At 70.4% G+C, this 21,325-nt stretch carries 18 protein-coding genes; 8 read left to right on the top strand and 10 right to left on the bottom strand.

Annotation, left to right across the window (positions count from 1 at the left end; genetic code table 11):
* Window positions 1-84: 84 nt before the first annotated feature.
* The 5 genes from C3V38_RS07300 to cysK all read right to left on the bottom strand — a co-directional run bounded on the left by C3V38_RS07300 (window position 85) and on the right by cysK (window position 5,159).
* Entirely contained in the window at window positions 85-843 is a 759-nt protein-coding gene (locus C3V38_RS07300) for an ATP-binding protein (protein WP_106385343.1), read from the bottom strand.
* A complete protein-coding gene (gene istA / locus C3V38_RS07305) occupies window positions 840-2,501 on the bottom strand; it encodes an IS21 family transposase (protein ID WP_254426098.1) in 1,662 nt (553 codons plus the stop codon). Before istA ends, C3V38_RS07300 begins: the two co-directional genes overlap by 4 nt.
* Before the next feature lie 138 nt (window positions 2,502-2,639).
* Complete coding sequence (locus tag C3V38_RS07310) at window positions 2,640-3,398, bottom strand: glycosyltransferase 87 family protein (RefSeq protein ID WP_254426113.1); 759 nt, start codon at window positions 3,396-3,398, stop codon at window positions 2,640-2,642.
* Between the two features lie 217 nt (window positions 3,399-3,615).
* Complete coding sequence (gene epsC, locus C3V38_RS07315) at window positions 3,616-4,224, bottom strand: serine O-acetyltransferase EpsC (RefSeq protein WP_007629538.1); 609 nt, start codon at window positions 4,222-4,224, stop codon at window positions 3,616-3,618.
* On the bottom strand, window positions 4,224-5,159 hold the full coding sequence (gene cysK, locus C3V38_RS07320) for a cysteine synthase A (protein WP_007629536.1): 936 nt from the start codon (window positions 5,157-5,159) through the stop codon (window positions 4,224-4,226). The genes epsC and cysK overlap by 1 nt, the downstream gene beginning before the upstream one ends.
* Window positions 5,160-5,332: 173 nt before the next feature.
* Here cysK and C3V38_RS07325 point away from each other — a divergent pair, with 173 nt between their 5' ends.
* On the top strand, window positions 5,333-7,141 hold the full coding sequence (locus tag C3V38_RS07325) for a long-chain fatty acid--CoA ligase (RefSeq protein ID WP_106385406.1): 1,809 nt from the start codon (window positions 5,333-5,335) through the stop codon (window positions 7,139-7,141).
* A 61-nt stretch (window positions 7,142-7,202) separates the two neighbouring features.
* On the opposite strand, the gene C3V38_RS07330 is transcribed toward C3V38_RS07325, so the two are convergent.
* Window positions 7,203-8,993, bottom strand: coding sequence for a long-chain fatty acid--CoA ligase (locus tag C3V38_RS07330; protein ID WP_106385407.1), 1,791 nt, complete (start codon window positions 8,991-8,993; stop codon window positions 7,203-7,205).
* Between the two features lie 136 nt (window positions 8,994-9,129).
* Between C3V38_RS07330 and C3V38_RS07335 the strand changes: the two genes are divergently transcribed.
* The 4 genes from C3V38_RS07335 to C3V38_RS07350 all read left to right on the top strand — a co-directional run bounded on the left by C3V38_RS07335 (window position 9,130) and on the right by C3V38_RS07350 (window position 13,283).
* Complete coding sequence (locus C3V38_RS07335; RefSeq protein WP_129591172.1) at window positions 9,130-10,326, top strand: GAF domain-containing protein; 1,197 nt, start codon at window positions 9,130-9,132, stop codon at window positions 10,324-10,326.
* 147 nt (window positions 10,327-10,473) lie between these two features.
* Window positions 10,474-11,997, top strand: coding sequence for an aldehyde dehydrogenase family protein (locus C3V38_RS07340; RefSeq protein WP_106385409.1), 1,524 nt, complete (start codon window positions 10,474-10,476; stop codon window positions 11,995-11,997).
* A 30-nt stretch (window positions 11,998-12,027) separates the two neighbouring features.
* Window positions 12,028-12,576 (top strand): DUF779 domain-containing protein, encoded by a 549-nt coding sequence (locus tag C3V38_RS07345; protein ID WP_106385410.1) that lies wholly within the window; start codon window positions 12,028-12,030, stop codon window positions 12,574-12,576.
* A gap of 74 nt (window positions 12,577-12,650) precedes the next feature.
* The gene (locus C3V38_RS07350; RefSeq protein WP_106385411.1) at window positions 12,651-13,283 is read left to right on the top strand and encodes a hypothetical protein; all 633 of its coding nucleotides are present in this window, start codon (window positions 12,651-12,653) and stop codon (window positions 13,281-13,283) included.
* Window positions 13,284-13,341: 58 nt separating this feature from the next.
* Here the strand turns inward: C3V38_RS07350 and C3V38_RS07355 are convergent, their stop codons facing one another.
* The 3 genes from C3V38_RS07355 to C3V38_RS07365 form a co-directional block, all read right to left on the bottom strand.
* Window positions 13,342-14,919: an FMN-binding glutamate synthase family protein gene (locus C3V38_RS07355; protein WP_106385412.1), complete on the bottom strand. Its 1,578-nt coding sequence runs from the start codon at window positions 14,917-14,919 to the stop codon at window positions 13,342-13,344.
* A gap of 77 nt (window positions 14,920-14,996) precedes the next feature.
* Window positions 14,997-16,118, bottom strand: coding sequence for a glycerate kinase (locus C3V38_RS07360; RefSeq protein WP_106385413.1), 1,122 nt, complete (start codon window positions 16,116-16,118; stop codon window positions 14,997-14,999).
* Between the two features lie 520 nt (window positions 16,119-16,638).
* Window positions 16,639-17,079, bottom strand: coding sequence for a hypothetical protein (locus tag C3V38_RS07365; RefSeq protein ID WP_254426114.1), 441 nt, complete (start codon window positions 17,077-17,079; stop codon window positions 16,639-16,641).
* Between the two features lie 687 nt (window positions 17,080-17,766).
* Between C3V38_RS07365 and C3V38_RS07370 the strand changes: the two genes are divergently transcribed.
* Complete coding sequence (locus tag C3V38_RS07370; protein ID WP_254426115.1) at window positions 17,767-18,846, top strand: AAA family ATPase; 1,080 nt, start codon at window positions 17,767-17,769, stop codon at window positions 18,844-18,846.
* 77 nt (window positions 18,847-18,923) lie between these two features.
* On the top strand, window positions 18,924-19,520 hold the full coding sequence (locus tag C3V38_RS07375; protein ID WP_254426116.1) for a hypothetical protein: 597 nt from the start codon (window positions 18,924-18,926) through the stop codon (window positions 19,518-19,520).
* 42 nt (window positions 19,521-19,562) lie between these two features.
* Here C3V38_RS07375 and C3V38_RS07380 read toward each other — a convergent pair whose 3' ends face one another.
* Window positions 19,563-20,903: a DUF4921 family protein gene (locus C3V38_RS07380; RefSeq protein ID WP_254426117.1), complete on the bottom strand. Its 1,341-nt coding sequence runs from the start codon at window positions 20,901-20,903 to the stop codon at window positions 19,563-19,565.
* 72 nt (window positions 20,904-20,975) lie between these two features.
* Here C3V38_RS07380 and C3V38_RS18185 point away from each other — a divergent pair, with 72 nt between their 5' ends.
* Entirely contained in the window at window positions 20,976-21,098 is a 123-nt protein-coding gene (locus tag C3V38_RS18185) for a hypothetical protein (RefSeq protein ID WP_256386858.1), read from the top strand.
* The last annotated feature ends 227 nt before the right edge of the window (window positions 21,099-21,325 follow it).

Raw genomic sequence — 21,325 nt, forward strand, 5'->3', positions numbered from 1 at the left:
CTTTCGGAAAGCGCGGTTCTGATGATCGGGTAGCGGTCGGACGGGTATCGGATAGCGGAGTGCACCCGTCCGACCGCTGGGCCGCTATGGCGTTGTCGTGGCGAGGTGTCGTCTCATGTTGGGTCCGTCGAGTGCGATGATCTCGGCGCCGGCGACGATGCGGTTGAGTATTGATTCGGCGATGACCGCGTCTTGGAGCGACTTGTACCAATCGGGCGGGTCGAACTGGGAGGTCACCAGAGTCGATCCTCGCCCTTCGCGGGCGGCCAGGATGTTGAGCAGCTCGGCCGCGGTGTGCGGGGCCACCGGGGTGGTCAGGAAGTCGTCCAGAACCAGCAGGTCACAGTTGTGCAGGTCGGTGAGGAAGTCCAGCCGGCGCTGCGAGGTCGGTTCTAGAACGGCGAGCCGGTTGGCCAGGTCGTCGAGCCGGAAGAATCTCGCGGTGTAGTACTTTCGGCACGCGGCATTGAGAAGCGCTTGGGCGAGGTAGGTCTTGCCCACGCTGGACTGGCCGAGCACGACGAGATTACGAGTGGCGTCGATCCATTGACAGCTGGAAAGTCGTGCGATTAGCTCGCGGTTGACGTTGCGGTCAGGCAGGTAGCGGATCTCTTCTACGCAGGCGTCAGGGTTTGGCGATCTGGAGGCCTTGAGTAGTTTCTGGGTCCGGCGTTCCTGCCTGGCCGTGATCTCTTTGTCCAGAGCGTGGAAGATCTTCTCGGAGAAGGTCCACTCGTCGCAGGCGGGATCGTTGGCCAGGTCAATGACGGTCTGGCCGAACGCGGTCATCCGCAACTGCGTGAACAGCGGCATGTCAGCGTCGGTGAGATGACGATCAGTCACTGCAGCTCCTCCTTCCCCGCGATGCCGGTGCTCGTACTCGGGCGTCCGGTGAGGGCGGCGAGACTGAACTGCTCAGGCCCGGCCAGATGCGCCCCCGTTGTATCCCGCCGACCCGGCGGCGGCTCCACCCGGACCGTCGTAGCCGCCACCGCCGGCTGCGTGGTGGTGGGCCGGGCGGCGGCCTGGGCCCGCAGGGCCGCCAGTTGCTGTTTGACGGCGGTGTAGCTGATAGCCCGGCGTGCGGTCTCGGAGACGAGTTGCCCGCAGGCCCGCTCGAGCAGCATCTTGTTGTCGCCGCGGGCCAGGGCGAGGATGTTCTGGCACGAACGGTAGCCCTGCGCCTCGATCCGCTGGCGATCCAGGACCTCGCTGATCGCGGCGACGGTATGCGGCCCGATCTTGTGGGCCTGGCGCACGAAGTAGGCCCGCGACCACAGGTCCGATGACTGCAGGTGCTGGGCGGGCACGTGGTCAGGGTCGGTGACGAACGCGTGCCGCCTACCGGAGACGACGTGGGAGGCGATGACCTCACCGCCAGCCATGACCGTGAGTGTGGGGCCGGTGATCTTCACATCGACGTGCTGGCCGGCGAAGGTGTACGGCACCGAGTACTTCACCGTGGCGATCTCCACGTGGTAATCCCTGTTGACCTTGGACTTCTTCCAGATGACCGGCTGCCAGCGGACCTCGGGCAGAGCGATCAACTCGGACTGCTCATGCTCGGTGAACAGCTCGCGGCGGCTCGTCTTCTGGCCGCGGAACGGGATCCGGTCGTTGATCGCCTCCACCTCGGCGGCGATCGCCTCGTTCAGATCGTCCAGGCTCGCGAACCGCCGATCGGCCAGCCGTCCGATCACCCAGTTCGTCACCACCTTCACCCCGGCCTCGACGTGTCCCTTGTCTGTCGGGCGCACCGGCCGAGTGGGCACGGCGGCGGTCTGGTGGTACTCGAGGAAGTCCCGGTACTCACGGTTGACCTCGCGGGCCCGGTCACCGCGGGCGATCTGGTTCGACGCCGTCGAGGCGTTGTCCGGGACGATCACCTGCGCCGCGCCGCCGAAGTACTCGAACGCCTGTAAGTGCGCGTCGAGCCAGTTCGGCATCTTCTCGTCCAGGCAGCCGCAGGCGAAGACCATCCCCGAGTACGGCAGCGACGCCACGAACACCGACACTGTGGTCTTGGTACCGATGACGGGGTCGAAGATGGCCATCTTCGTGCCCGCCCAGTCGACTTGCATCGTGTGCCCGGGCACGTGCGTGATCCGCATCGTCAGCTCGTTGACCTCGACGTACTCGCCGATGATCTGGCAGAACCGCTGGTAGCTGTAGTGCCGCTGCCCCGGCGTGCCGTCAGTGTCGAGGTAGTTGGCCCACAGCACCCGCAGCGGCAGCTTGTTCTTGCCCGTGCGCTTCTTCACGGTCGCCGCCACGTCGAAGGCCACGAACTCCGCCGACGGCGTCTTGCGCCCATCGGCGAACAAGACGTCGATCTCCTCGCCGCTGAGCGCCTCGACCTGGCTCGTGGCGGTCAACCCGTGCTCGTGGCAGACCTTCTTCGCCTTCGCGACCGTGCGGTGCGAGCAACCCGCGATCGCCTCGATGTCCCGGTAGGACCTGTCCTGCAGCAGTAGCGACATCACCAATCGGTAATCAGTCACCGTGCCTCCTGTTCGGAATCACGCGCAGCCTGGTTGCCACGCGTAGAACCGACACGAGCACACGATGACCGGCACCGCTATCCGATGCTCATACTCGCGCTACCCGATCATCAGAACCCTGCTTTCCGAAGCACGTCCCTAACAGCCCGACTCGAAGACCGTGCCCGACCAGTAGCGGGCGGCGTCCGAGGGGATCGCGAGGAAGCCGACCGCCACCGTCGCGAGGAAGGTGGCCACGGAGACCAGGGCGAGGCGCCACCGCCCGGTGACGACCCAGTGCGCCCAGAAGAACGCGGGCGTCAGTTTGATCCCCGCCGCGAGTCCGCTGCCGATGCCGGCGATGTGGCGCCACCGGGAGAAGCGGTGGTCAGGGCCGATCCGGGACAGGAGATGGTCGGCGAGGACGAGCGCCAGCAGGATGATGTTGATCTGGCCCAGCCAGACGGTGGTGCGCACCGGCTCGAGCGACAGGCTGATCAGGGCCAGGCACAGGGACACCTGCCGGGTGACGGTGTCGGGGGCGTAGTCGAGCGCGCGGAACGACATCCGGATGACCAGGTACAACAGCCCCAGGGTGAGGGCCGTCCAGCCGGCCATCATGAGCGGTTCGGAGAGCAGCGGCAGCGGTTGGAAGAGCAACGCGGAGAACGGCGGGTAGGTGAACGGCATCTCCGCGAAGAAGCGGGCGTTGGGCCCCCAGAGCAGGCCCTCGTAGAGAGGAGTGCCGGACCGGACGGCCTCGGCGCCCCAGCGGTAGACGTGGACGTCCAGGAAGCTCTGGGTGATCCCCCACCACGGGGTCCGCTCGTCGGGTGCGCGCAGGACCATGATCACCGACGCCAGCGCCAGCAGGGCCAGCGGTCCGCGCAGCCAGTAGGTGGTGGGAAGCACTCGCACAGTGGCAGAGCCTAGCCCTCGTCGGCGCGGGGGGGAGTCCGTCACTCCGCCACCGCCCCGAGATGGGCGCGGCCGACGCGTCGGTCGTCCCGAACTCGACGAGAAGGCAGTTCCGCACGCATCCACTCGGGCGATGTGTGCGGAACTGTCTTCTCGACGGCACGGCGGGGCCGGCGCGGCGAGGTCGGCAGGGCGTGGGCGCCGCCGGGCGGCCCGGCTAGATGTAGATGGCCGGGTCGATGTAGAACTGCGCGTCGCGCAGCTCCTCCTTGGTCGACTTGGACGGGCGGGCCTCACCGGGGACGCCTACGACGATCGAGTTCGCGGGGGCGCTCTTGACGACGACGGCGTTGGCGCCCACCGACGAGTCGTCCCCGATCTCCACGGGTCCGAGGATCTTGGCCCCGGCACCCACGGTCACGCGATCCCCGAGCGTCGGATGCCGCTTGACCTGCTTGAGCGAGACGCCGCCGAGAGTGACGCCGTGGTAGATCATGCAGTCGTCGCCGATCTCGGCGGTCTCGCCGATGACGACGCCCATCCCGTGGTCGATGAAGAAGCGCCGACCGATGGTGGCGCCGGGGTGGATCTCGATCCCCGTGAGGAACCGGGCGAACTGGGAGAGGACGCGCCCGGCGGTCCGGCCGACGCCGCCGGCGTTCCACAGCCGGTGTGAGAGCCGGTGGAACCAGATGGCGTGCAGGCCGGAGTAGACGACGGCGTTCTCGACGTCGCCCCGGGCGGCCGGGTCATGGGCGCGCGCCGCGGCGAGGTCCTCGCGCAGCGTGCGCCAGAACCCCGCCGGGCGGTCGGACGTCTGCGTCATCAGTCGCGGTAGTCCTCGAACAGCATCGTGGAGACGTAGCGCTCGCCGTAGTCGCACACGATGACGACGATGGTCTTGCCGGCGTTCTCGGGACGCTTGGCGATCTCGAGGGCGGCCCACACGTTGGCGCCGGAGGAGATGCCGGCGAGGATGCCCTCCTCCTTGCCGAGTCGCTTGGCGATCTCCAGCGAGTCCTCGAGGGTGACGTCGATGACCTCGTCGTAGATCTCGCGGTCGAGGATCTCGGGCACGAAGTTGGCGCCCAGGCCCTGGATCTTGTGCGGTCCGGCCTTGCCCTCGGTCAGCAGCGGCGAGTCCTTGGGCTCGACGGCGACGATGTGCAGGTCCGACTTCTGCGAGCGCAGGTAGTTGCCCGCGCCGGAGATGGTGCCGCCGGTGCCGATGCCGGCCACGAACACGTCGATGTCGCCGTCCGTGTCCTCCCAGATTTCGGGGCCGGTGGTGCGGCGGTGGACGTCCACGTTGGCGGGATTGGCGAACTGGCGCGCCAGGACGGCGTTCTCACGCGTCGCGGCGATCTCCTCGGCCTTGGCCACCGCACCCTTCATGCCCTCGGAGCCCGGCGTGAGGATGAGCTCGGCACCGTAGGCGCGCATCACGGCGCGGCGCTCGACCGACATGGTGTCGGGCATGACGATGACGGCCTTGAAACCGCGGGCCGCCGCGACCATGGACAGCGCGATACCGGTGTTGCCGGACGTGCCCTCGACGATCGTGCCACCGGGCTTGAGGCCGCCCGACGCCACCGCGTCGTCGATGATCGCCGCGCCGATGCGGTCCTTCACGCTCGCGGCCGGGTTGGCGGACTCGAGCTTGGCCAGGACGGTGGCCTGCAATCCCTCGGTCAGGGAGTTGAGACGGACCAGCGGGGTCTTGCCGATGGTCTCAGAGATGTCGGAGTAGATCTGCGCCATGGTGTGTTCCGTTCTGAAGAATGAACAGGTCTGTCTATTTGCGATTGTACGCGATGGGGCGACATGGCACGAGGGTGTGGTCAGGGAATGGCCCCCTGATTGCCACGAGCGCCCGTCGGGCCGATAATCGACTGCGCTCCATTTTTATCGTCGCCCGAAAGGCCGCCTCCGGCATGCGCGAGATCACCGTCCCCGCTCAGCGAACCTTCACACGTTCCGACCTGATCCCGGTGGTGGCGCGAGGGCGCGCCGCCACGGCGCCGCGGGCGGTACCGTTCGACCATTACGTCGACGGCCGGTGGCGATCCGTCTCCAACGCCGAGCTCGTCGAGCGCGTGGACAGGATCGCGGCCGGACTCATCGCGGCCGGCGTCGAGCCCGGGGACCGGGTGGCGCTCATGGCCGGGACCCGTCTCGAATGGGTACTGGTCGATCTCGCCGTCTGGACCGCCGGAGCCATCACCGTGCCGATCTACCCGTCATCCTCGGCGGGGCAACTCGAATGGATTCTCGCCGACTCCGCTGCGAAAATTCTCGTAGCCGAGAACGACGAACACGTCGTCGTCGTCGGAGACACAGCTGTCCCCGACACCTGCACCCGGATCCTCTACCTCGACGACGGCGGGCTCGAGGCCCTCGAGGCCGACGTCGAGTCCGTCGATGACGAGACCCTGGACGCCGCGGTGGCCACGCTCGAACTCGACACCCCCGCCTCGATCATCTACACCTCCGGCACCACCGGGCGGCCCAAAGGTTGCGTGATCACCCACCGCAACCTCCTGTCGGAGTGTCACGCGCTGCTCGACCACCCCATCGGGTCGATGGCGCAGCAGGGCAAGAAGGTCCTGATGTTCCTGCCACTGGCCCACGTGCTCGCCCGCGCCGTGACCTACACGGTCTACCTAGGTGACGCGACCGTCGGCTTCTGGGACGACACCTCCACCATCCTCCCGCGCTTCGCCGATTTCCGGCCGCACATGATTCTCGGGGTCCCCCGCGTCTTCGAGAAGGTGCGCGACGGGATCGCCACGAAGGCCGCCGCCAAGGGCGCGGTTCAGAGGCGGATCTTCGAGCGCGCCGAAGCGGTCGCCATCGAGGACAGCCGTCTGCGCGGCAACGACGGACTGGACGACGCGCGCCGGCCCTCGCTCCCGCACGCCGCCCGGTACAAGGCTCTCGACCTGCTCGTCTACAGGGCCATCCGCGAGGCGCTCGGCGGTCGCTGTGAGTACGCCATCTCCGGCGGTGGCGCCCTGCCCGACCGCATCTCGCACTTCTTCCGTGGAGCCGGCGTACCCGTCTACGAGGGCTACGGGCTCACAGAGAGCACCGCCGCCGCCACCGTGAACGGCCCCGGCTGCCAGCGCATCGGCACCGTCGGGCGACCCGTGGCCGGGACGAGCGTCCGGATCGCCGACAGCGGTGAGGTGGAACTGGCCGGCGAGCTGATCTTCGACCGCTACTGGAACAACGAGGAGGCCACCGCCGAGGCCGTTCGCGACGGCTGGTTCGCCACCGGTGACCTCGGCTCGCTCGACCCGGACGGTTACCTGACGATCACCGGTCGCGCCAAGGAGATCATCGTCACCGCCGGCGGTAAGAACGTCTCGCCGGGGCAGATCGAGGACGCGATCCGGGCGCATCGACTCGTCGGCCACGCGGTCCTCATCGGTGAGGCCCGCAAGTTCGTCTCCGCGCTGATCACGGTGGACGAGGACGAGCTCCGGAACTGGGCGGAAGAGAACGATTACGGCGGCCGGCCGGTCGAGGACCTGGTCACCGACCCCGCGCTGCGCGCCGAGATCCAGGCCGCCGTGGACGATGCCAATCGGCAGGTCTCACATGCCGAGGGCGTCAAGAAGTTCGTCGTACTGCCCCGCGACTTCACTGAGGACTCGGGCGAGTTGACGGCGACCCTCAAGGTCAAGCGGCACGTGGTCGAGCAGCACTACACCGAGCAGATCGAGGGCATGTACGCCTGATCGGGCGGATGTGGGAGCGCCCGGAACCCGTCCGGGCCCGGGCGCTCCCACGATCGGCGGATCAGGCGCCGGTGTACAGCGACTCGATCTCGCTGCCGAACCGGTCGTGCACGACGTTGCGCTTGAGCTTGAGGGTGGGAGTGAGTTCGCCGGACTCGACGGAGAACTCGGCCGCGAGGATCTTGAACTTGCGGATGGATTCCGCGCGGGAGACCGACTTGTTGGCCCGGTCCACCGCGTCCTGGACCGCGCCGACCAGGTCGCCGTCCTGCAGCAGGTCCGAGACCTCGCCGGTCTTGCCGTGTCTGTCCCGCCACGCCGGGAACGTCTCCGGGTCGATCGTGACGAGCGCCGCGATGTAGCTGCGGTTGTCGCCCACCACGACGGCCTGGCTGATCAGCGGGTCGGAGGTGAGCAGGTCCTCGAGCTGTGACGGCGAGACGTTCTTCCCGCCGGCGGTGACGATCAGGTCCTTCTTGCGACCCGTGATGGACAGGTAGCCGTCGGAGTCGAGCTCGCCGATGTCACCGGTGTGGTACCACTCGCCGGTCCACGCGGCCTCGCTCGCCTCCGGGTTTCGCCAGTAGCCCTTGAACAGTGTCTTGGCCTTGGCCAGGATCTCGCCGTCCTCGGCGATGCGGATTGTGACGCCCGGGATCGGCGTGCCGACGGTGCCGATCTTGGCACGGTTGGTCGGGTTGACGGTGAGCACGCCCGAGGACTCGGTCAGGCCGTAGCCCTCGAGCAGGTCGAACCCGGCGCCGCGGAAGAAGTGGCCCAGGCGGGCGCCCAGCGGCCCACCGCCCGAGATGATGCGGTCGCATTCGCCGCCCAGTGCGTCGTGCAGCTTCGAGTAGACGAGCTTGGAGTAGAGCTTCTGCTTGACCTTCAGCGCGGCCGACGGCCGGCCGCCGTTCTCGAGGGCCTTGGAGTAGTCGATGGCCGTCTGAACGGCGGCCTTGAAGATCTTGGCCTTCGCGCCACCGGCGTTCTCGGCCTTTGCCGCGGCGGAGTTGTAGACCTTCTCCAGCACGCGCGGCACCGACACCAGGAAGGTGGGGTGGATCTCGCCGAGGCGCTCGATGACCTTGGTGGTGTCCGGCTCGTGCGCCACGGCCACGCGCTTGTAGAAGCAGGCCACCTCCAGGATGCGGGCGAGGACGTGGGCCAGGGGCAGGAAGATGAGGGTCCGGCTGTTGGGCACGAACGCGTCCTGGAGTTGCTCCTCGATCGACACGACGACGCCGCCGAACCCGCCGTGCGCGATCTCGCAGCCCTTGGGGTTGCCGGTCGTGCCGGAGGTGTAGACGATCGCGCAGGGGTCCTGGTGGCCGGCGACGAGCGAGGCCTTCTCGAGATCGGCGTCCGAGACGTCGGCGCCGGCCTCGGTGAGCTGGGCGACGAGGTCGTTCTCGATCACGAGGATGTCACCGGACCAGTCGGTGCCGGCGGTGAGCACCTCGCGCAACTCGAGGTCCTCGACGACCGCGACGGTCGCCTCGGAGTCGGTGAGGATCCAGTCGCACTGCGCGGACGAGGACGTCTCGTAGATCGGCACGGTGACCGCGCCGGCGGCCCAGGCCGCCCAGGCGATGAGCGACCACTCGTAGCGGGTGTGGCTCATGATCGCCAGTCGGTCGCCGGGCTTCACGCCCCGGGCCATGAGGCCCTTGGCCACGCCCTTGACCTCCTCCAGGTACCGGGCGCAGGTGACGTCCTTCCAGTCGCCGCCGACCAGGCGCAGCACGGCGACGTCGTTCGGCGCCTCCTGTGCGTTCTTGAACACGATTCTCGACAGGTTCTCGACAGGGAAGGGGTTTGCGGCTGGCGGGGTGGCGAACTCGGTCGTCATTTCGGTCCTTAGGTCATGTGTGGCCTGCATCACTGACGAGTGTAGAGGGGTCGCCGCCCCCTATGGCAAGCACCTGTTATTCGGATTCGCTTAGGAGGGTGACGTCATGTTCTGTGACGGTCGTTACACTGGTGTCATGTCGGCGGGGAGGCCAACCGTGGCCAGCGCGATCGTCGCGCAGTCCTGGGAGCGGAGCAGGCGACGGGGGATCGACCCGGATCGGGCGGATCCGCCGGTCGACCTGCAGGGCCCCGACCTGTCCGAGCACCTGGCCGCGCACCGGATGGCGGCGGTGCTGCCCGTCGTCGAGAAGGTCCTGGTGTCCGGGGTCATGACCAGCGGCCACCTCGTGGCGGTCGCCGACGCCGACGGCCGGCTCCTGTGGCTGTACGGGGACCGCGGCGTGCGGACGCGGGCGGAGCGGATGGCGTTCGTGCCGGGAGCGCTGTGGAGCGACGACGCGGTGGGGGCGAACGCGCCGGGCCTCGCGCTGCGGCACGACGTCCCCGTGCGGGTGCGTGGTGCGGAGCACTTCCTCGCGCCCGCCCACTCGTGGAGCTGCTCGGCCGCGCCGGTCCACGACCCGGTGACGGGGCGGGTGATCGGCGGTATCGACGTGACCGGTCACGGCACCGCGGCCTCGGACGAGATGCTCGCCCTGGTCGGTGCCACCGCGCTGCTCGCCGAGGCCGAGCTGCGGTCGACCCCGGCCGGCATGCTCCTGCCCGGGCGGGCGGGGGCGGCGGTGGCGACGGCGACCGCGCCGCGCCTCCTCGAGGTCCTCGGCACCGCCCGTCCGGTGCTCGCCGACCTCGGCCCGCTCACCGGTCGTCACGCCGAGATCCTCGTCCTGCTCGCCGCCCACCCCGGTGGGCTGTCCGGCGGAGCGCTGGCCGGGCTCCTCGCCGAGGGGAGGCTCGACGCCGTCAGCGTCCGCGCCGAGATGTCGAGACTGCGCCGCGTCCTGGGGCCGGACGTCATCGGCTCCCGGCCGTACCGCCTGGCACCGGGGGTCGTGGAGACCGATGCCGACCGGGTGGTCGCCATGCTCGACGTCGACGTGGACGCCGCGGTGGCGGCCTACCCCGGTCCGCTCTTGCCGACCTCCTTCGCGCCGGGTGTCGTCGACCTGCGGGAAGAGCTGCACGCCCGGGTCCGCGCCGCCGCGTTGGGCGCGGGATCGGTGCGGGCCCTGCGCGCCTGGACCGCCGGCCCCGGGCGCGAGGACCCCGACGCCTGGCGGACCCTGGGGTCGCTGCCCGACCTCTCCCCGGCGGCGCGGTCCTCGGCCCGCTCCGTGCACCGGGTGTTGGACGACCGGCTGGGGGCCTGAGCGCCTCGTCGTCGTCCCCGGTCCTTCCCCGCCGCCCCATGCCTCACCGCGCGGCGTGCAACGTCCGTGCAACCCTCCCGTTGATAGTGTTCTGGATCACAGTCGCCGGCCGTGGGGGTCGGCGCTCGCAGACGAGAGGTGCCAGACATGACCGTCTACTCCCAGCCCGGTTCCGCCGACGCGGTGATGTCCTACGAGAGCCGCTACGACCACTACATCGGCGGCGAGTGGGTCGCGCCGGTCAAGGGCGAGTACTTCGAGAACGTCGCCCCGCAGACCGGACAGGTCTTCTGTGAGGTCGGCCGTGGTACCGCGGAGGACATCGAGGCCGCGCTGGACGCGGCCTGGGCCGCCGCGCCGGCGTGGGGCGCGAGCTCCGCCACGGAGCGGTCGCTGGTGCTGCTCCGGATCGCCGATCGCATGGAGGAGAACCTCGAGAAGATCGCGCTCGCCGAGTCGTGGGACAACGGCAAGGCGATCCGCGAGTGCCTGGCGGCCGACATCCCGCTGGCGATCGACCACTTCCGCTACTTCGCCGGTGCGATCCGCGCCCAGGAGGGTGGCATCTCCGAGATCAACGGGGATACCGTCGCCTACCACTTCCAGGAGCCGCTCGGCGTGGTCGGCCAGATCATCCCGTGGAACTTCCCGATCCTCATGGCGGTCTGGAAGCTGGCCCCGGCCCTGGCCGCCGGCAACTGCGTGGTGCTCAAGCCGGCCGAGCAGACCCCGGCATCGATCCTGTTCCTGATGTCGCTCATCGGCGATCTGCTGCCGCCGGGCGTGATCAACGTGGTCAACGGCTTCGGTACCGAGGCCGGTAAGCCGCTCGCGTCCAACCCGCGCATCCGCAAAGTGGCCTTCACCGGCGAGACCACCACGGGCCGGTTGATCATGCAGTACGCGTCCGAGAACCTCATCCCGGTGACCCTCGAACTCGGCGGCAAGAGCCCGAACATCTTCTTCGAGGACGTCATGAACGCCGACGACGACTTCCGTCAGGCCGCGCTCGAGGGCTTCGCCATGTTCGGGCTCAACCAGGGCGAGATATGCACCTGCCCCTCACGCGCGCTCGTGCAGGAGTCGATCCTCGACGACTTCACCGAGCTCGCGATCGAGCGCGTCAAGAAGATTAAGCAGGGCAACCCGCTCGACACCGAGACGATGATGGGAGCCCAGGCCTCGACCGACCAGCTCGAGAAGATCCTGTCCTACATGGACGTCGGCAAGCAGGAGGGCGCCGAGCTCCTCACCGGTGGTGGTCGCGCTGAGCTCGACGGCGATCTCGCCGGCGGCTTCTACGTCCAGCCGACCGTTTTCAAGGGTAACAACAAGATGCGCCTGTTCCAGGAGGAGATCTTCGGGCCGGTCCTCGCGTTGGGCTCGTTCACCGATTTCGACGACGCCATGATGATCGCCAACGACACCCTCTACGGTCTCGGCGCCGGCGTGTGGTCGCGCAACGGCACCACCGCCTACCGGGCCGGCCGCACCATCCAGGCCGGCCGGGTGTGGACCAACACCTATCACCAGTACCCGGCCCACGCGGCGTTCGGCGGGTACAAGCAGTCCGGCATCGGGCGCGAGAACCACCGGATGATGCTCGACCACTACCAGCAGACCAAGTGCCTGCTTGTGGGCTACTCGGGCAAGCCTCAGGGCTTCTTCTGATCCAGCGCTTGTTCTGAAAGGAGACCGGCCATGGACGACGTGTGCGGATTGCCCTCGGGCGGGAGCGTGCGCATCGCGGCACGGGCCCTCCCGCCCGAGGGGGCACCGGCGACGCTGCCGGCGCGCGTCGTGGTCACCGAGCCGGCCGCGCAGCTGATCCGCGAGCTGGTCGAGCGCCACGGGCCGGTGATGTTCCACCAGTCCGGCGGGTGCTGCGACGGTTCGGCGCCCATGTGCTACCCGGACGGGGAGTTCCGCGTGGGTCAGCGGGATGTCCTCGTGGGGGAGGTGGACCTGGCGCCGGGCGCCCGGGACGTACCGGCGGGCGACGACGACGAGGAGCGCCTGAGCTCGTCGTCGTCGTCGACCCGGGTGCGCGTCTGGATCTCGGGCCCACAGTTCGACACCTGGAAGCACACGCAACTGGTGCTGGACGCGGTCCCGGGCAGGGGCTCGGGGTTCAGTCTCGAGAACCCGACCGGGAAGCGGTTCCTGTCGCGGGCCCGCACGTTCGACGAGCTCGAACTCGCCGCCCTCGAGGAGTTCCCGCCGGCGACGGGGGCGGACCCGGGGGTGTAGGGGCGGGCCGGCGTCCACGGCCGGGACCGGCCGATCCGGCCTGCCCGGAGCGGCCACGGCGGTAGAGTCCGACCATGGACACGGACCGCACGGCCTCCGCTGACCCCCTCGACGCCACCGTCGAGTTCCTCACCGCCGAGCTGCGTGCTGACCTGCTGCGACGCTGGAACGAGCCGCAGCGGCGGTACCACAACGAGACGCACCTGCGGGCCGTCCTGCGGGCGATCGACGCGCTCGAGGCCGACGGGGAGTCGTTCGACGGCACCGAGGTCCGCCTGGCCGCCTGGCTACACGCCGCGGTGTTCGACCCCGCCGGCTCGGAGAACACCGAGAAGTCCGCGGCGCTGGCCGAGCGAGTTCTCGACCCCTCCGCTCCGGCCGCCGAGGTCGCGCGGCTGGTCCGCCTCATGGGCGGGCACCGCGTCGAGCCGGGGGACCTCAACGGCGCGGTCCTCTCCGACGCCGACCTGGCCGTGCTCGGTGCCGACCCCGACACGTATGACACCTACGCCCGCGACGTCCGCCACGAGTACGCTCACGTGCCGGGCGAGCGGTTCGTGGCCGGGCGGATCGGCGCGTTGGAGGGGTTGCTCGACCGTCGCTCGGTGTTCCTCACGCGGGCGGGCCGTGATCTGTGGGAGAAGAAGGCCCACGCCAACCTCAACCGCGAGCTGGGGCTCCTGCGCGCGGGCGTGTCCGAGAGCTGAGCGGCGCCGCGACCCCGGCCGGCTGCTGGTGCGGTCGGTGTCAGTCGCGCACGGTCGGTCAGTCGCGCGGACCGATGCCGGGTGGCGTGACCGCGGCCGTGTATTCCGCGACGCCGGAGGCGACCATGAACTCGGTGATGGCACGGGCATCGTCCTCGCCCGGCAGTCCCCAGCCGTCCCGGTACCCGTAGATGTCGGCCAGCGTGTGCGCGTCCCGGGTCCCGCGGGCGAGCTCGACGTCGGTCGGCCCGATGAGACCGGGATGCGGGACCCCGACCGCGCCGGCGACCTTGACGAGCTCGCGGCGCAGTGACCGGATGTAGTTCGAACACCGCACCGCCATCGCCGTGGGATCGACACCGCGGACGAGCCAGGGGTTCTGGGTGGCGACCCCCGTGGGGCATCCGCCGGTGTGACACTTCTGCGCCTGGATGCAGCCCACCGACAGCATCGGCTCGCGGGCCACGTTGATCATGTCGACGCCCAGCGCCAGTGCGACCACCGCGTTCTCCGGGATGCCGAGCTTGCCGGACCCGATGAACATGACGTCGTCGGTCAGCCCGGCTTCGGCGAAGATCGAGTAGACGCGTGGGAAGCCCAGGCGGAAGGGCAGGGACACGGCGTCGGTGAACACGAGCGGGCCCGCTCCGGTGCCGCCCTCTCCGCCGTCGATCGTGATGAAGTCGACGCCCCGGTCGCGCGGGACCATCGCGGTGGCGAGATCCTCCCAAAAGGTCATGTCGCCGACCGCCGACTTGATGCCGACGGGCAGTCCGGTGCGGTCCGCGATCTCCTCGACCAGGTCCAGCATCGAGTCGACGTCGTGGAACGCGGTGTGGCGGGAGGGGCTCGCGCAGTCCTCGCCCATCGGGATCCCGCGGATCGCGGCGACCTCCTCGGTGATCTTGGCCGCCGGCAGGAGCCCGCCGAGCCCCGGTTTGGCGCCCTGGCTGAGCTTGATCTCGATCGCACGGATCGGGTGCTTCTCGGTGAGGGCCACCAGCTTGTCGATGTCGAAGCGGCCGTCGTCGTCCCGGACCCCGAAGTACGCGGTGCCGATCTGGAAGACCAGGTCCGCGCCGTTCTGGTGATACGGGCTCAGGCCGCCCTCGCCGGTGTTGTGCAGGGCCCCCGAGAGGGCGGCGCCGCGGTTGAGCGCCTCGACCGCCGGGGCGGAGAGCGCGCCGTAGCTCATCGCCGAGATGCTGACCAGCGACTCCGGTCGGTACGCGCGGGCGCGGCCCCGGGCCGCGCCGAGCACCTTGGCGGGTGGGAGCGGCAGCTGCTGCCCGGCGTGCGGGCTGGCGGACAGCGTGACGTCGCTGAAGGTGCGCTGCTTGACGATCGGGTAGCCCTCGAGGAACTCGATGTCGTTGTCCGTGCCGAAGCCGAACGTGGTCGCCCGCGTCTCGGCGGATTCGTACACCCAGTCCCGCTGGTCGCGGGTGAACGGACGTTCCTCGTCGTTGCCCGCGACGATGTACTGCCGCAGCTCGGGGCCGATGGCGGTCAGTGCCATCCGGGCGTGGCCGAGGACGGGGAAGGTCCGCAGGATCGGGTAGCGGGTCTGCCGCAGATCGGTGGCCGCGACCGCGGCGAGAGCGGCCAGTGGCGCTCCGAGGAGCCATTTGCGCATGTCGACCTCCAAGGGGGCGGGGGCTGTGGGCTGTGGCCGGGGGCTGCTCCCATCATGCCGACCGGGCGCCGCTGGCATCAGGGCAGGATGCGCGAGATGACGTCGGCGGCGACGTCTTCGAGCAGCGGGCCCGCGTTGGCGATCGACCGCTCGAGGTCCGGCTCGCGTTCGGTCAAGGCGGCGGCGGCGGCGAACCCGGCCTCGGCGACCCGGTCGGCCTCGAGATCCAGGCGGCCGCAGACCGCGACCACCGGCACCGCGTGTGACCGGCAGAGGGCGGCCACGCCCATCGGGGTCTTGCCGTGCATGGTCTGGTCGTCCAGTCGCCCCTCGCCGGTCACCACGAGGTCGGCGGCGGAGAGCATGTCTTCCAGGCCGGTGAGCGTGCCCAGCACCTGGAAGCCGGGGTCCAGGGAGGCGCCGAGCAGCTCGCGGGCGGCGAAGCCCACACCGCCGGCAGCGCCCGAGCCCGGGGCGTCGGGGTGCACATCGAGCCCCTGGGCGCGCAGGACCTCGACGAGCCGGGCGAGTCCGGCCTCGAGCTCGTCCAGCTGCTCGTCGGTGGCGCCCTTCTGGGGGCCGTAGACGCGGGCCGCGCCCAGCGGGCCGAGCAGCGGGTTGTCGACGTCGCAGGCCACGAGGATCCGGGCGGCCCGGACGGCCGGGTCGAGACCGTCGAGGTCCACGCGGTCCAGGTTGATCAACGCGCCGCCGCCGTCGGGTAGCTCGGCACCGGAGGCGTCGAGGAACCGCGCGCCCAGCGCGGAGAGCATCCCGGTGCCGCCGTCGGTGGAGGCGCTGCCGCCGATGCCGAGGTGGATGTTGCCGCGACCGGATCGGAGCGCGGCCAGCATGACCTCGCCGACGCCGCGGCTCGACGCCTCGAGAGGCCGCGGCTCACCGCCGGGCAGGCGCAGCAGGCCGCAGGCATCTGCCATCTCGACGAACGCGGTGTCCGGATCGATGGCGGCGAAGGACGTCTCCACCGTCTCGCCCGTGGGCCCGGAGACGATGACGGGCACGGGGCGCGCGCCTCCGGCGACCATCACCGCGAGGCTGCCGCCCCCGCCGTCGGCGACCGGGCGCTCGACCACGTCGATCTCGGGGCGCGCTCGCCGGGCACCCTCGGCCGCGTGACGGCACGCTTCGATAGCGGTGAGTGAGCCCTTGAAGGCCCCGCAGGCCACGACGATCGTCACGCCTGCATCATCCCCCATGAGTGTCCGGCGACACACGACGGCCCGTAATCGGGAGGGGTCCGCCCACGTCCTGCGGGGGCCGGTCATCTCTGACTGCATGGAACAGGGGACGTCCCGCGACCGGGGTTGCAGCGGATCTTCACGGAGTGCCGATGGTGGTGACGTCGCCGTTCACGGTGGCCGCAGTGGAGTTCAACCCGGAGCTCTTCGAGTTCGACCGCCGCCTGGACCGGGCCGCCCGGGTCACCGGGATCAGGAACAGTTCCTGCCCTACATGGACACCGTCCCGGGCCGGGGGACCGACTGCGCAGGCCTACACGATCGCGGCCAACCACGCGGGCGGCGGCTACCACGGGTCGAGCGGGGTCTTCCCGATCAACCCGGTCGACGCCGATCCGCCGGTCGTGGCGTCGGCCGACGTCGGCGAGTACGCGGACACGCAACGGCCCGGGGCCGCGACCGTTGATCCGGTCACGACCCCGGGCCGGGTCGTAGCGCCTCAGTCGGCGCGGGGGTCTGCTCAGGCGAGCGAGCCGGTGTCGAGCGAACCGGAGGTCTCGGCGGGCTCCTCCTCGGCCTCATCGCCGGAGCCCGAGGCGGAGGCGGAGTCTCCGTCGATCAGGCCGCTGCCGGTGTTCGGGGACACGCCGAGGCTGCCGAGCTCCACGGAGCCCGGGTTGGGGGTCTCGGCGTCCAGGTTGAGGTTGAACGTGAGGCTGCCCAGGTCCACGGCGAGCTCGGTGCCGAGCGCACCCTCGACGCTGCTCTGGTCAACCGGGAGCTCCTCGAGGCTGCCGTCCTCGCCGGTGGCCTCGGCCAGGCTGGCGGTGGGATCCGTGGGGGCGTTGGTCTGCGCAGCGGCCAGGCCCGGGAACGCGATGGCGGCACCGATGCCGAACGCGCCGACGGCGGCGATCTTCGCGGTGGTGCGGTTGGTGGTCTTGCGGTGGGTGTTCGTCATAGAGGAACTCTCCGATCTGCATCGACCCCGATGAATCTCATCGCGGACACCCCGGTCGGAGCGGGGTGCGTCGGCGACCCTACAAGCGCACGAGAGTTCCGCAAGGGGTCGAGAACCTCAGCGTCCCTTGACGTAACAACCCGGTCACCGGGGCATTTCAGGTTTCTCACGCGGCGCCTGCGCGACCGGTGTGTCGCGCGTCATGCCTGCCTAGGCTGGGTGCATGGACGCTTCCGCAGCCGTCGATCCGCCGCCGCCCGGCCCGCCCGTCGTGGTGGAGACGCACAGCGCGCTCATCTTCCCTTGGGGTGACGAGGCTCACAGAGTCCGCAAGCCGGTCGACCTCGGTTTCCTCGACAACACCACCGCCGCGGCCCGCGGGGAGCAGAGCCGGCGCGAGGTCGAACTCAACAGTCGGCTCGCCCCGGACGTGTACAGGGGCGTGTTGGAGGTGAGGGGTCCCGACGGCGAGGTGATCCATCACGTCGTGGCGATGCGCCGGCTGCCGGCGCGCAGGAGCCTCGCCTCATTGGTCCGCCTCCGGGCCGAAGGCGGACCCGGGGGCGGCGATACGGACATCGTGGTGGGCCTGACCAAGGTGGCCCGGCAGATCGCGCGCCTGCACGCCGCCGGCCCACGCTCGGAGGAGATCGACGCGGCGGGCACCCCGGCGGCGGTGGCCGGGTTGTGGGAGCGGTCCTCGATCACCTGCGCCGCCTCGAGGTGGGCCGGGACGCGCCGGAGATCGTCGACGACATCGAGGCGCTCGCCACCGACTACCTGCGCGGGCGCGCGCCCCTGCTGGAGTCCCGCGTGGCGGACGGTCGGATCGTCGACGGGCACGGGGACCTGCTGGCCGCCGATGTCTACCTGCTCGACGACGGGCCGAGGGTGATCGACTGCCTCGAGTTCGACGACCTGCTCCGCTACGGGGACGCCGTGCTGGACATCGGGTTCCTGGCGATGGACCTCGACGCGTCGGGGGCGCGGGACCTCGCCGTCGTCCTCCTCGGCGCCTACAGGGAGGCCTCCGGCGACGACGCGCCGCCGTCGCTCGTCCACCACTACATCGGGTACCGGGCACTCGTCCGGTCGAAGGTCACCGCGATCCGCGCCGAGCAGGCGGCCGACGGCGACGGGGGCCTCGGCGACGCGCGACGCGCCCTCGAGCTGGCGGACCTGGCCGTCGACTCGCTGCTGCGTGGGAGGGTGCGACTGGTGCTGGTAGGCGGCGTCTCCGGGTCGGGCAAGTCCACCCTCGCGGCGCCGCTGGCCGAGGCGCTGGGCGCGGAACTGCTGCGCTCGGACGTGGTGCGCTCGGATGTGGTGCGCTCGAACGCGGTGCGCGCGCAGGCGGCCCGGGGGGGCGACAGGTATTCGGAGGAGGCGGTCGGGGCCGTCTACGCCGAGCTGCTCGACCGCGCGGCCGCGTCACTCGCCCTGGGCCGCAGCGTGGTGCTGGACGCCACGTGGCTCGAGCCGCGCCGGCGGGCCGAGGCCGAGACCGTGGCCGCCGGCGCGCACGCCGAGCTGGTGGAGATCTCGTGCACCGCGCCCCGCGACGAGCTGGTGCGGCGGATCACCGAGCGGGCGCGCGCGGGGACGGACCCGTCCGAGGCCACGATCGAGGTGCTCGACGACCAGCTGGCGCGCCCGGCGGCGTGGCCGGAGGCGATCGAGGTCGACACCGTCGGGCTCGACGTCCGCGACGGCGAAGCCGTCCGCCGGTGGGCGGAACGCGAACCGGGACCGCTGCCCTGGGCCTGAGAGCAAAGTCGTTGCCAGATCACAATTCTGGGGAAGCGGGCCCCACGCACCGAAACGAGGGGCGTATGGTCGTGCGCGTGACCCACCCCTTCGCACGGGCCGGGCGGGAGCTCGTCCCCGGCCGCTGGTTCGGCCCCGCCGCCGTCATGACGCTGGGTTGTGCGATCGCGTGGACGCTCGTCGGCTTCGGGCACGGTGCGCTGCTGGCGGCCGTGGTCCTCGTCGGGACGCTGTTCGTCGCGCTGTGGAACTCGCCGCTGCGCGCCACGGGGCACGAGTCGTTGCAGGCCGTGCGCGCCCTGGCCTCCGCCGGGCACGCGGTCGTGGTGCTGTGGCGGCCGGGCTGCCCTTACTCGGCGGCGCTGCGCCGCCGGGCCAGCCGCGAGGGCCTCAAGGTCCACTGGGTCAACATCTGGCGCGACGAGGACGCGCACGAGCTGTGTTGCACGATCAACGGCGGCTCCGAGGAGACGCCCACCGCCGTGGTGCTCGATCCGACCCTGACGACGCCCGTGGTGATCCCCGCATCCGTGCCGGGGATCCGTGAGGCGACCGCCGCGCCGATCACCCCCACTCAGGCGATCACCCCGATCACGAAGATCTGCGCCGTCCCCGCGCCCGCCACCACCCCCGCGATCGGGGCGCCCCGCAGGACCGGCTCCCGCGGCCACTGACCGGCCACGCCCGCCGGCCGGGCCGGGCGCACCTCGTCGTCGTCACCGCGCGTAGCGCAGCGCCCCCCGCACGTCCCCGCACTCGGCCCCCAACGCCATGTCCGCGATGCGGCCGTCCGCGCGGAGCCCCGCCAGGCGCGGGGCCACCCGGTCGCGCAGGCCCCACGGGTCGATCGTGTTGACGTGGATCCCGGTCGCGCCCTCGAACCCGGCCGGCGTCGAGATGCGCCACTTGAGCACGATCCGCCACGGCATCGCCGCGCCGTCCCCCGCCGAGCCCGGCGGCAGGGTGTGCCACTCCTCGTTGGACGGCACCAGCGGACCCGTCGCGGCGTGGCAGGCGTGCAGTAGATCGGAGACCCCGCGCAGCTCGGCCGCCGAGTGCTCCCACGGCCGGCCGGCCGCCGACCTGGAGTAGACCACCAGGGCCGGGTGGCGGTGACCGACCCCGACCACCGCGACGGCGTGCTCGTTGGCCGCCAGCACCAGCCCCTCGGCCGCCGCGTGATCGATGCCGGCCGTGTTGTACAGATCCGGTTCGCGGGCGAGTGCCGCCATTTCCCGGGAGATCTTGGCGGGGACCTCGTCGACCGCCACGAGCTGCTTGTGCAGGTGGGCGAACGACGCGCCGGCCGACGCGAGCCAGTTCTGGAACACCGACACGTACGCGGCGTGCGGGTTGTCGCGGTAGAGCCCCCGCATGGCACGGATAGCGAAGGCGACGTACTGCTCGTGCTCCTCCGGCGTCAGCTCCCCCGACGACGCGTGGCGGTCGCTGGACGTGGCGCCGTCGACGAGGTGGCGGCGCGCGACCACCACGTCGTGACATCCGCCGAAGAAGCTCTCCGAGTGTTCTGCGAGGGCGGCGGTGCCCATGGCGTCGGCGGCCGCAGGGTCGCCCTGTGAGGCGGCGACGCGGGTGCGGACCAGGGCACGGACGTGTTCGGCGCCAGCCGGGGACGCGAGGTAGGCAGCCTGGTGGGCGGCGGCGCGGGCGGGGATCCGGTAGCCGTGCACCGACGTCCAGTAGTCGAGGGAGACGATCTCGAAGAGATTGCCGATCAGGCGGAACTCGGGCGTGGTGGCGTCGAGCCGGTCGGCCGGGACCTCGTCGAGGACGGCCCAGGTGTCTCCCTCGCGGACGAGGCGCGCCTTCTCCGGGGTGGTCTCGCGCAGGCGCGTCGTACAGAACGCGCAGTACGCCTCCGGCTCGGCGGGATCCACCGCGACGACGTTGCCGGGCGCGTGCTCGATCGGTCGGTGCGCTCGGCCAGGGACCGTCCACACCTGGGTGCCGGTGAAGGGGCTGACCTGCTTGACGGTGCCGTCGGCCATGCGCCGCAGCAGCGCTGTCGGGCCGCCGGGCCCGGGGGTCGTGGTCACGCGGTCGAGCCTAGGGGGATCTGATTTCGGAGTGGAACTGTGACCTGGACAACAATACCTTGAGGGTGGGCTATGCTCATCAATCGGGTCGCGGTCGGGGTGAACGCGGTTGTGATCACCACCGGCTCCCTCGGTGATTACGAGGTGTTCCTCCCGGACGGGGTGACCCTGCCACCCCTGCCGTTCATTCGGTGAGAACCATGAGAGAGTTCCCGCCCCCGCCGTTCATGCGGGGGCGTGAACTGCGGTGTCGTATGAGGTAGACGGGACATGTCGCTGAGAGAAATCTCACAAGGTGGAATCGCCTTCCCACGTCAAGGTCACGGGTTTGACTTTTCCGAGTTGTGTGACCTGCCCCCCTTGCCCATATTATTTCCGGGCCGGAGGACCTCGGTCCTCTGAGTACGGGTGCTCCAGCCACC

It is taken from the genome of Dietzia sp. oral taxon 368 (assembly GCF_002999155.1).
Lineage (GTDB): Bacteria > Actinomycetota > Actinomycetes > Mycobacteriales > Mycobacteriaceae > Dietzia > Dietzia cinnamea.

Coding starts and splice junctions, on each gene's coding strand:
- epsC (WP_007629538.1), bottom strand. CDS start 4,224: ATGACGCAGACGTCCGACCGCCCGGCGGGGTTCTGGCGCACGCTGCGC.
- C3V38_RS07340 (WP_106385409.1), top strand. CDS start 10,474: ATGACCGTCTACTCCCAGCCCGGTTCCGCCGACGCGGTGATGTCCTAC.
- C3V38_RS07335 (WP_129591172.1), top strand. CDS start 9,130: ATGTCGGCGGGGAGGCCAACCGTGGCCAGCGCGATCGTCGCGCAGTCC.
- C3V38_RS18185 (WP_256386858.1), top strand. CDS start 20,976: ATGCTCATCAATCGGGTCGCGGTCGGGGTGAACGCGGTTGTGATCACC.
- C3V38_RS07355 (WP_106385412.1), bottom strand. CDS start 14,919: ATGCGCAAATGGCTCCTCGGAGCGCCACTGGCCGCTCTCGCCGCGGTC.
- C3V38_RS07350 (WP_106385411.1), top strand. CDS start 12,651: ATGGACACGGACCGCACGGCCTCCGCTGACCCCCTCGACGCCACCGTC.
- C3V38_RS07330 (WP_106385407.1), bottom strand. CDS start 8,993: ATGACGACCGAGTTCGCCACCCCGCCAGCCGCAAACCCCTTCCCTGTC.
- C3V38_RS07345 (WP_106385410.1), top strand. CDS start 12,028: ATGGACGACGTGTGCGGATTGCCCTCGGGCGGGAGCGTGCGCATCGCG.
- cysK (WP_007629536.1), bottom strand. CDS start 5,159: ATGGCGCAGATCTACTCCGACATCTCTGAGACCATCGGCAAGACCCCG.
- C3V38_RS07365 (WP_254426114.1), bottom strand. CDS start 17,079: ATGACGAACACCCACCGCAAGACCACCAACCGCACCACCGCGAAGATC.
- C3V38_RS07325 (WP_106385406.1), top strand. CDS start 5,333: ATGCGCGAGATCACCGTCCCCGCTCAGCGAACCTTCACACGTTCCGAC.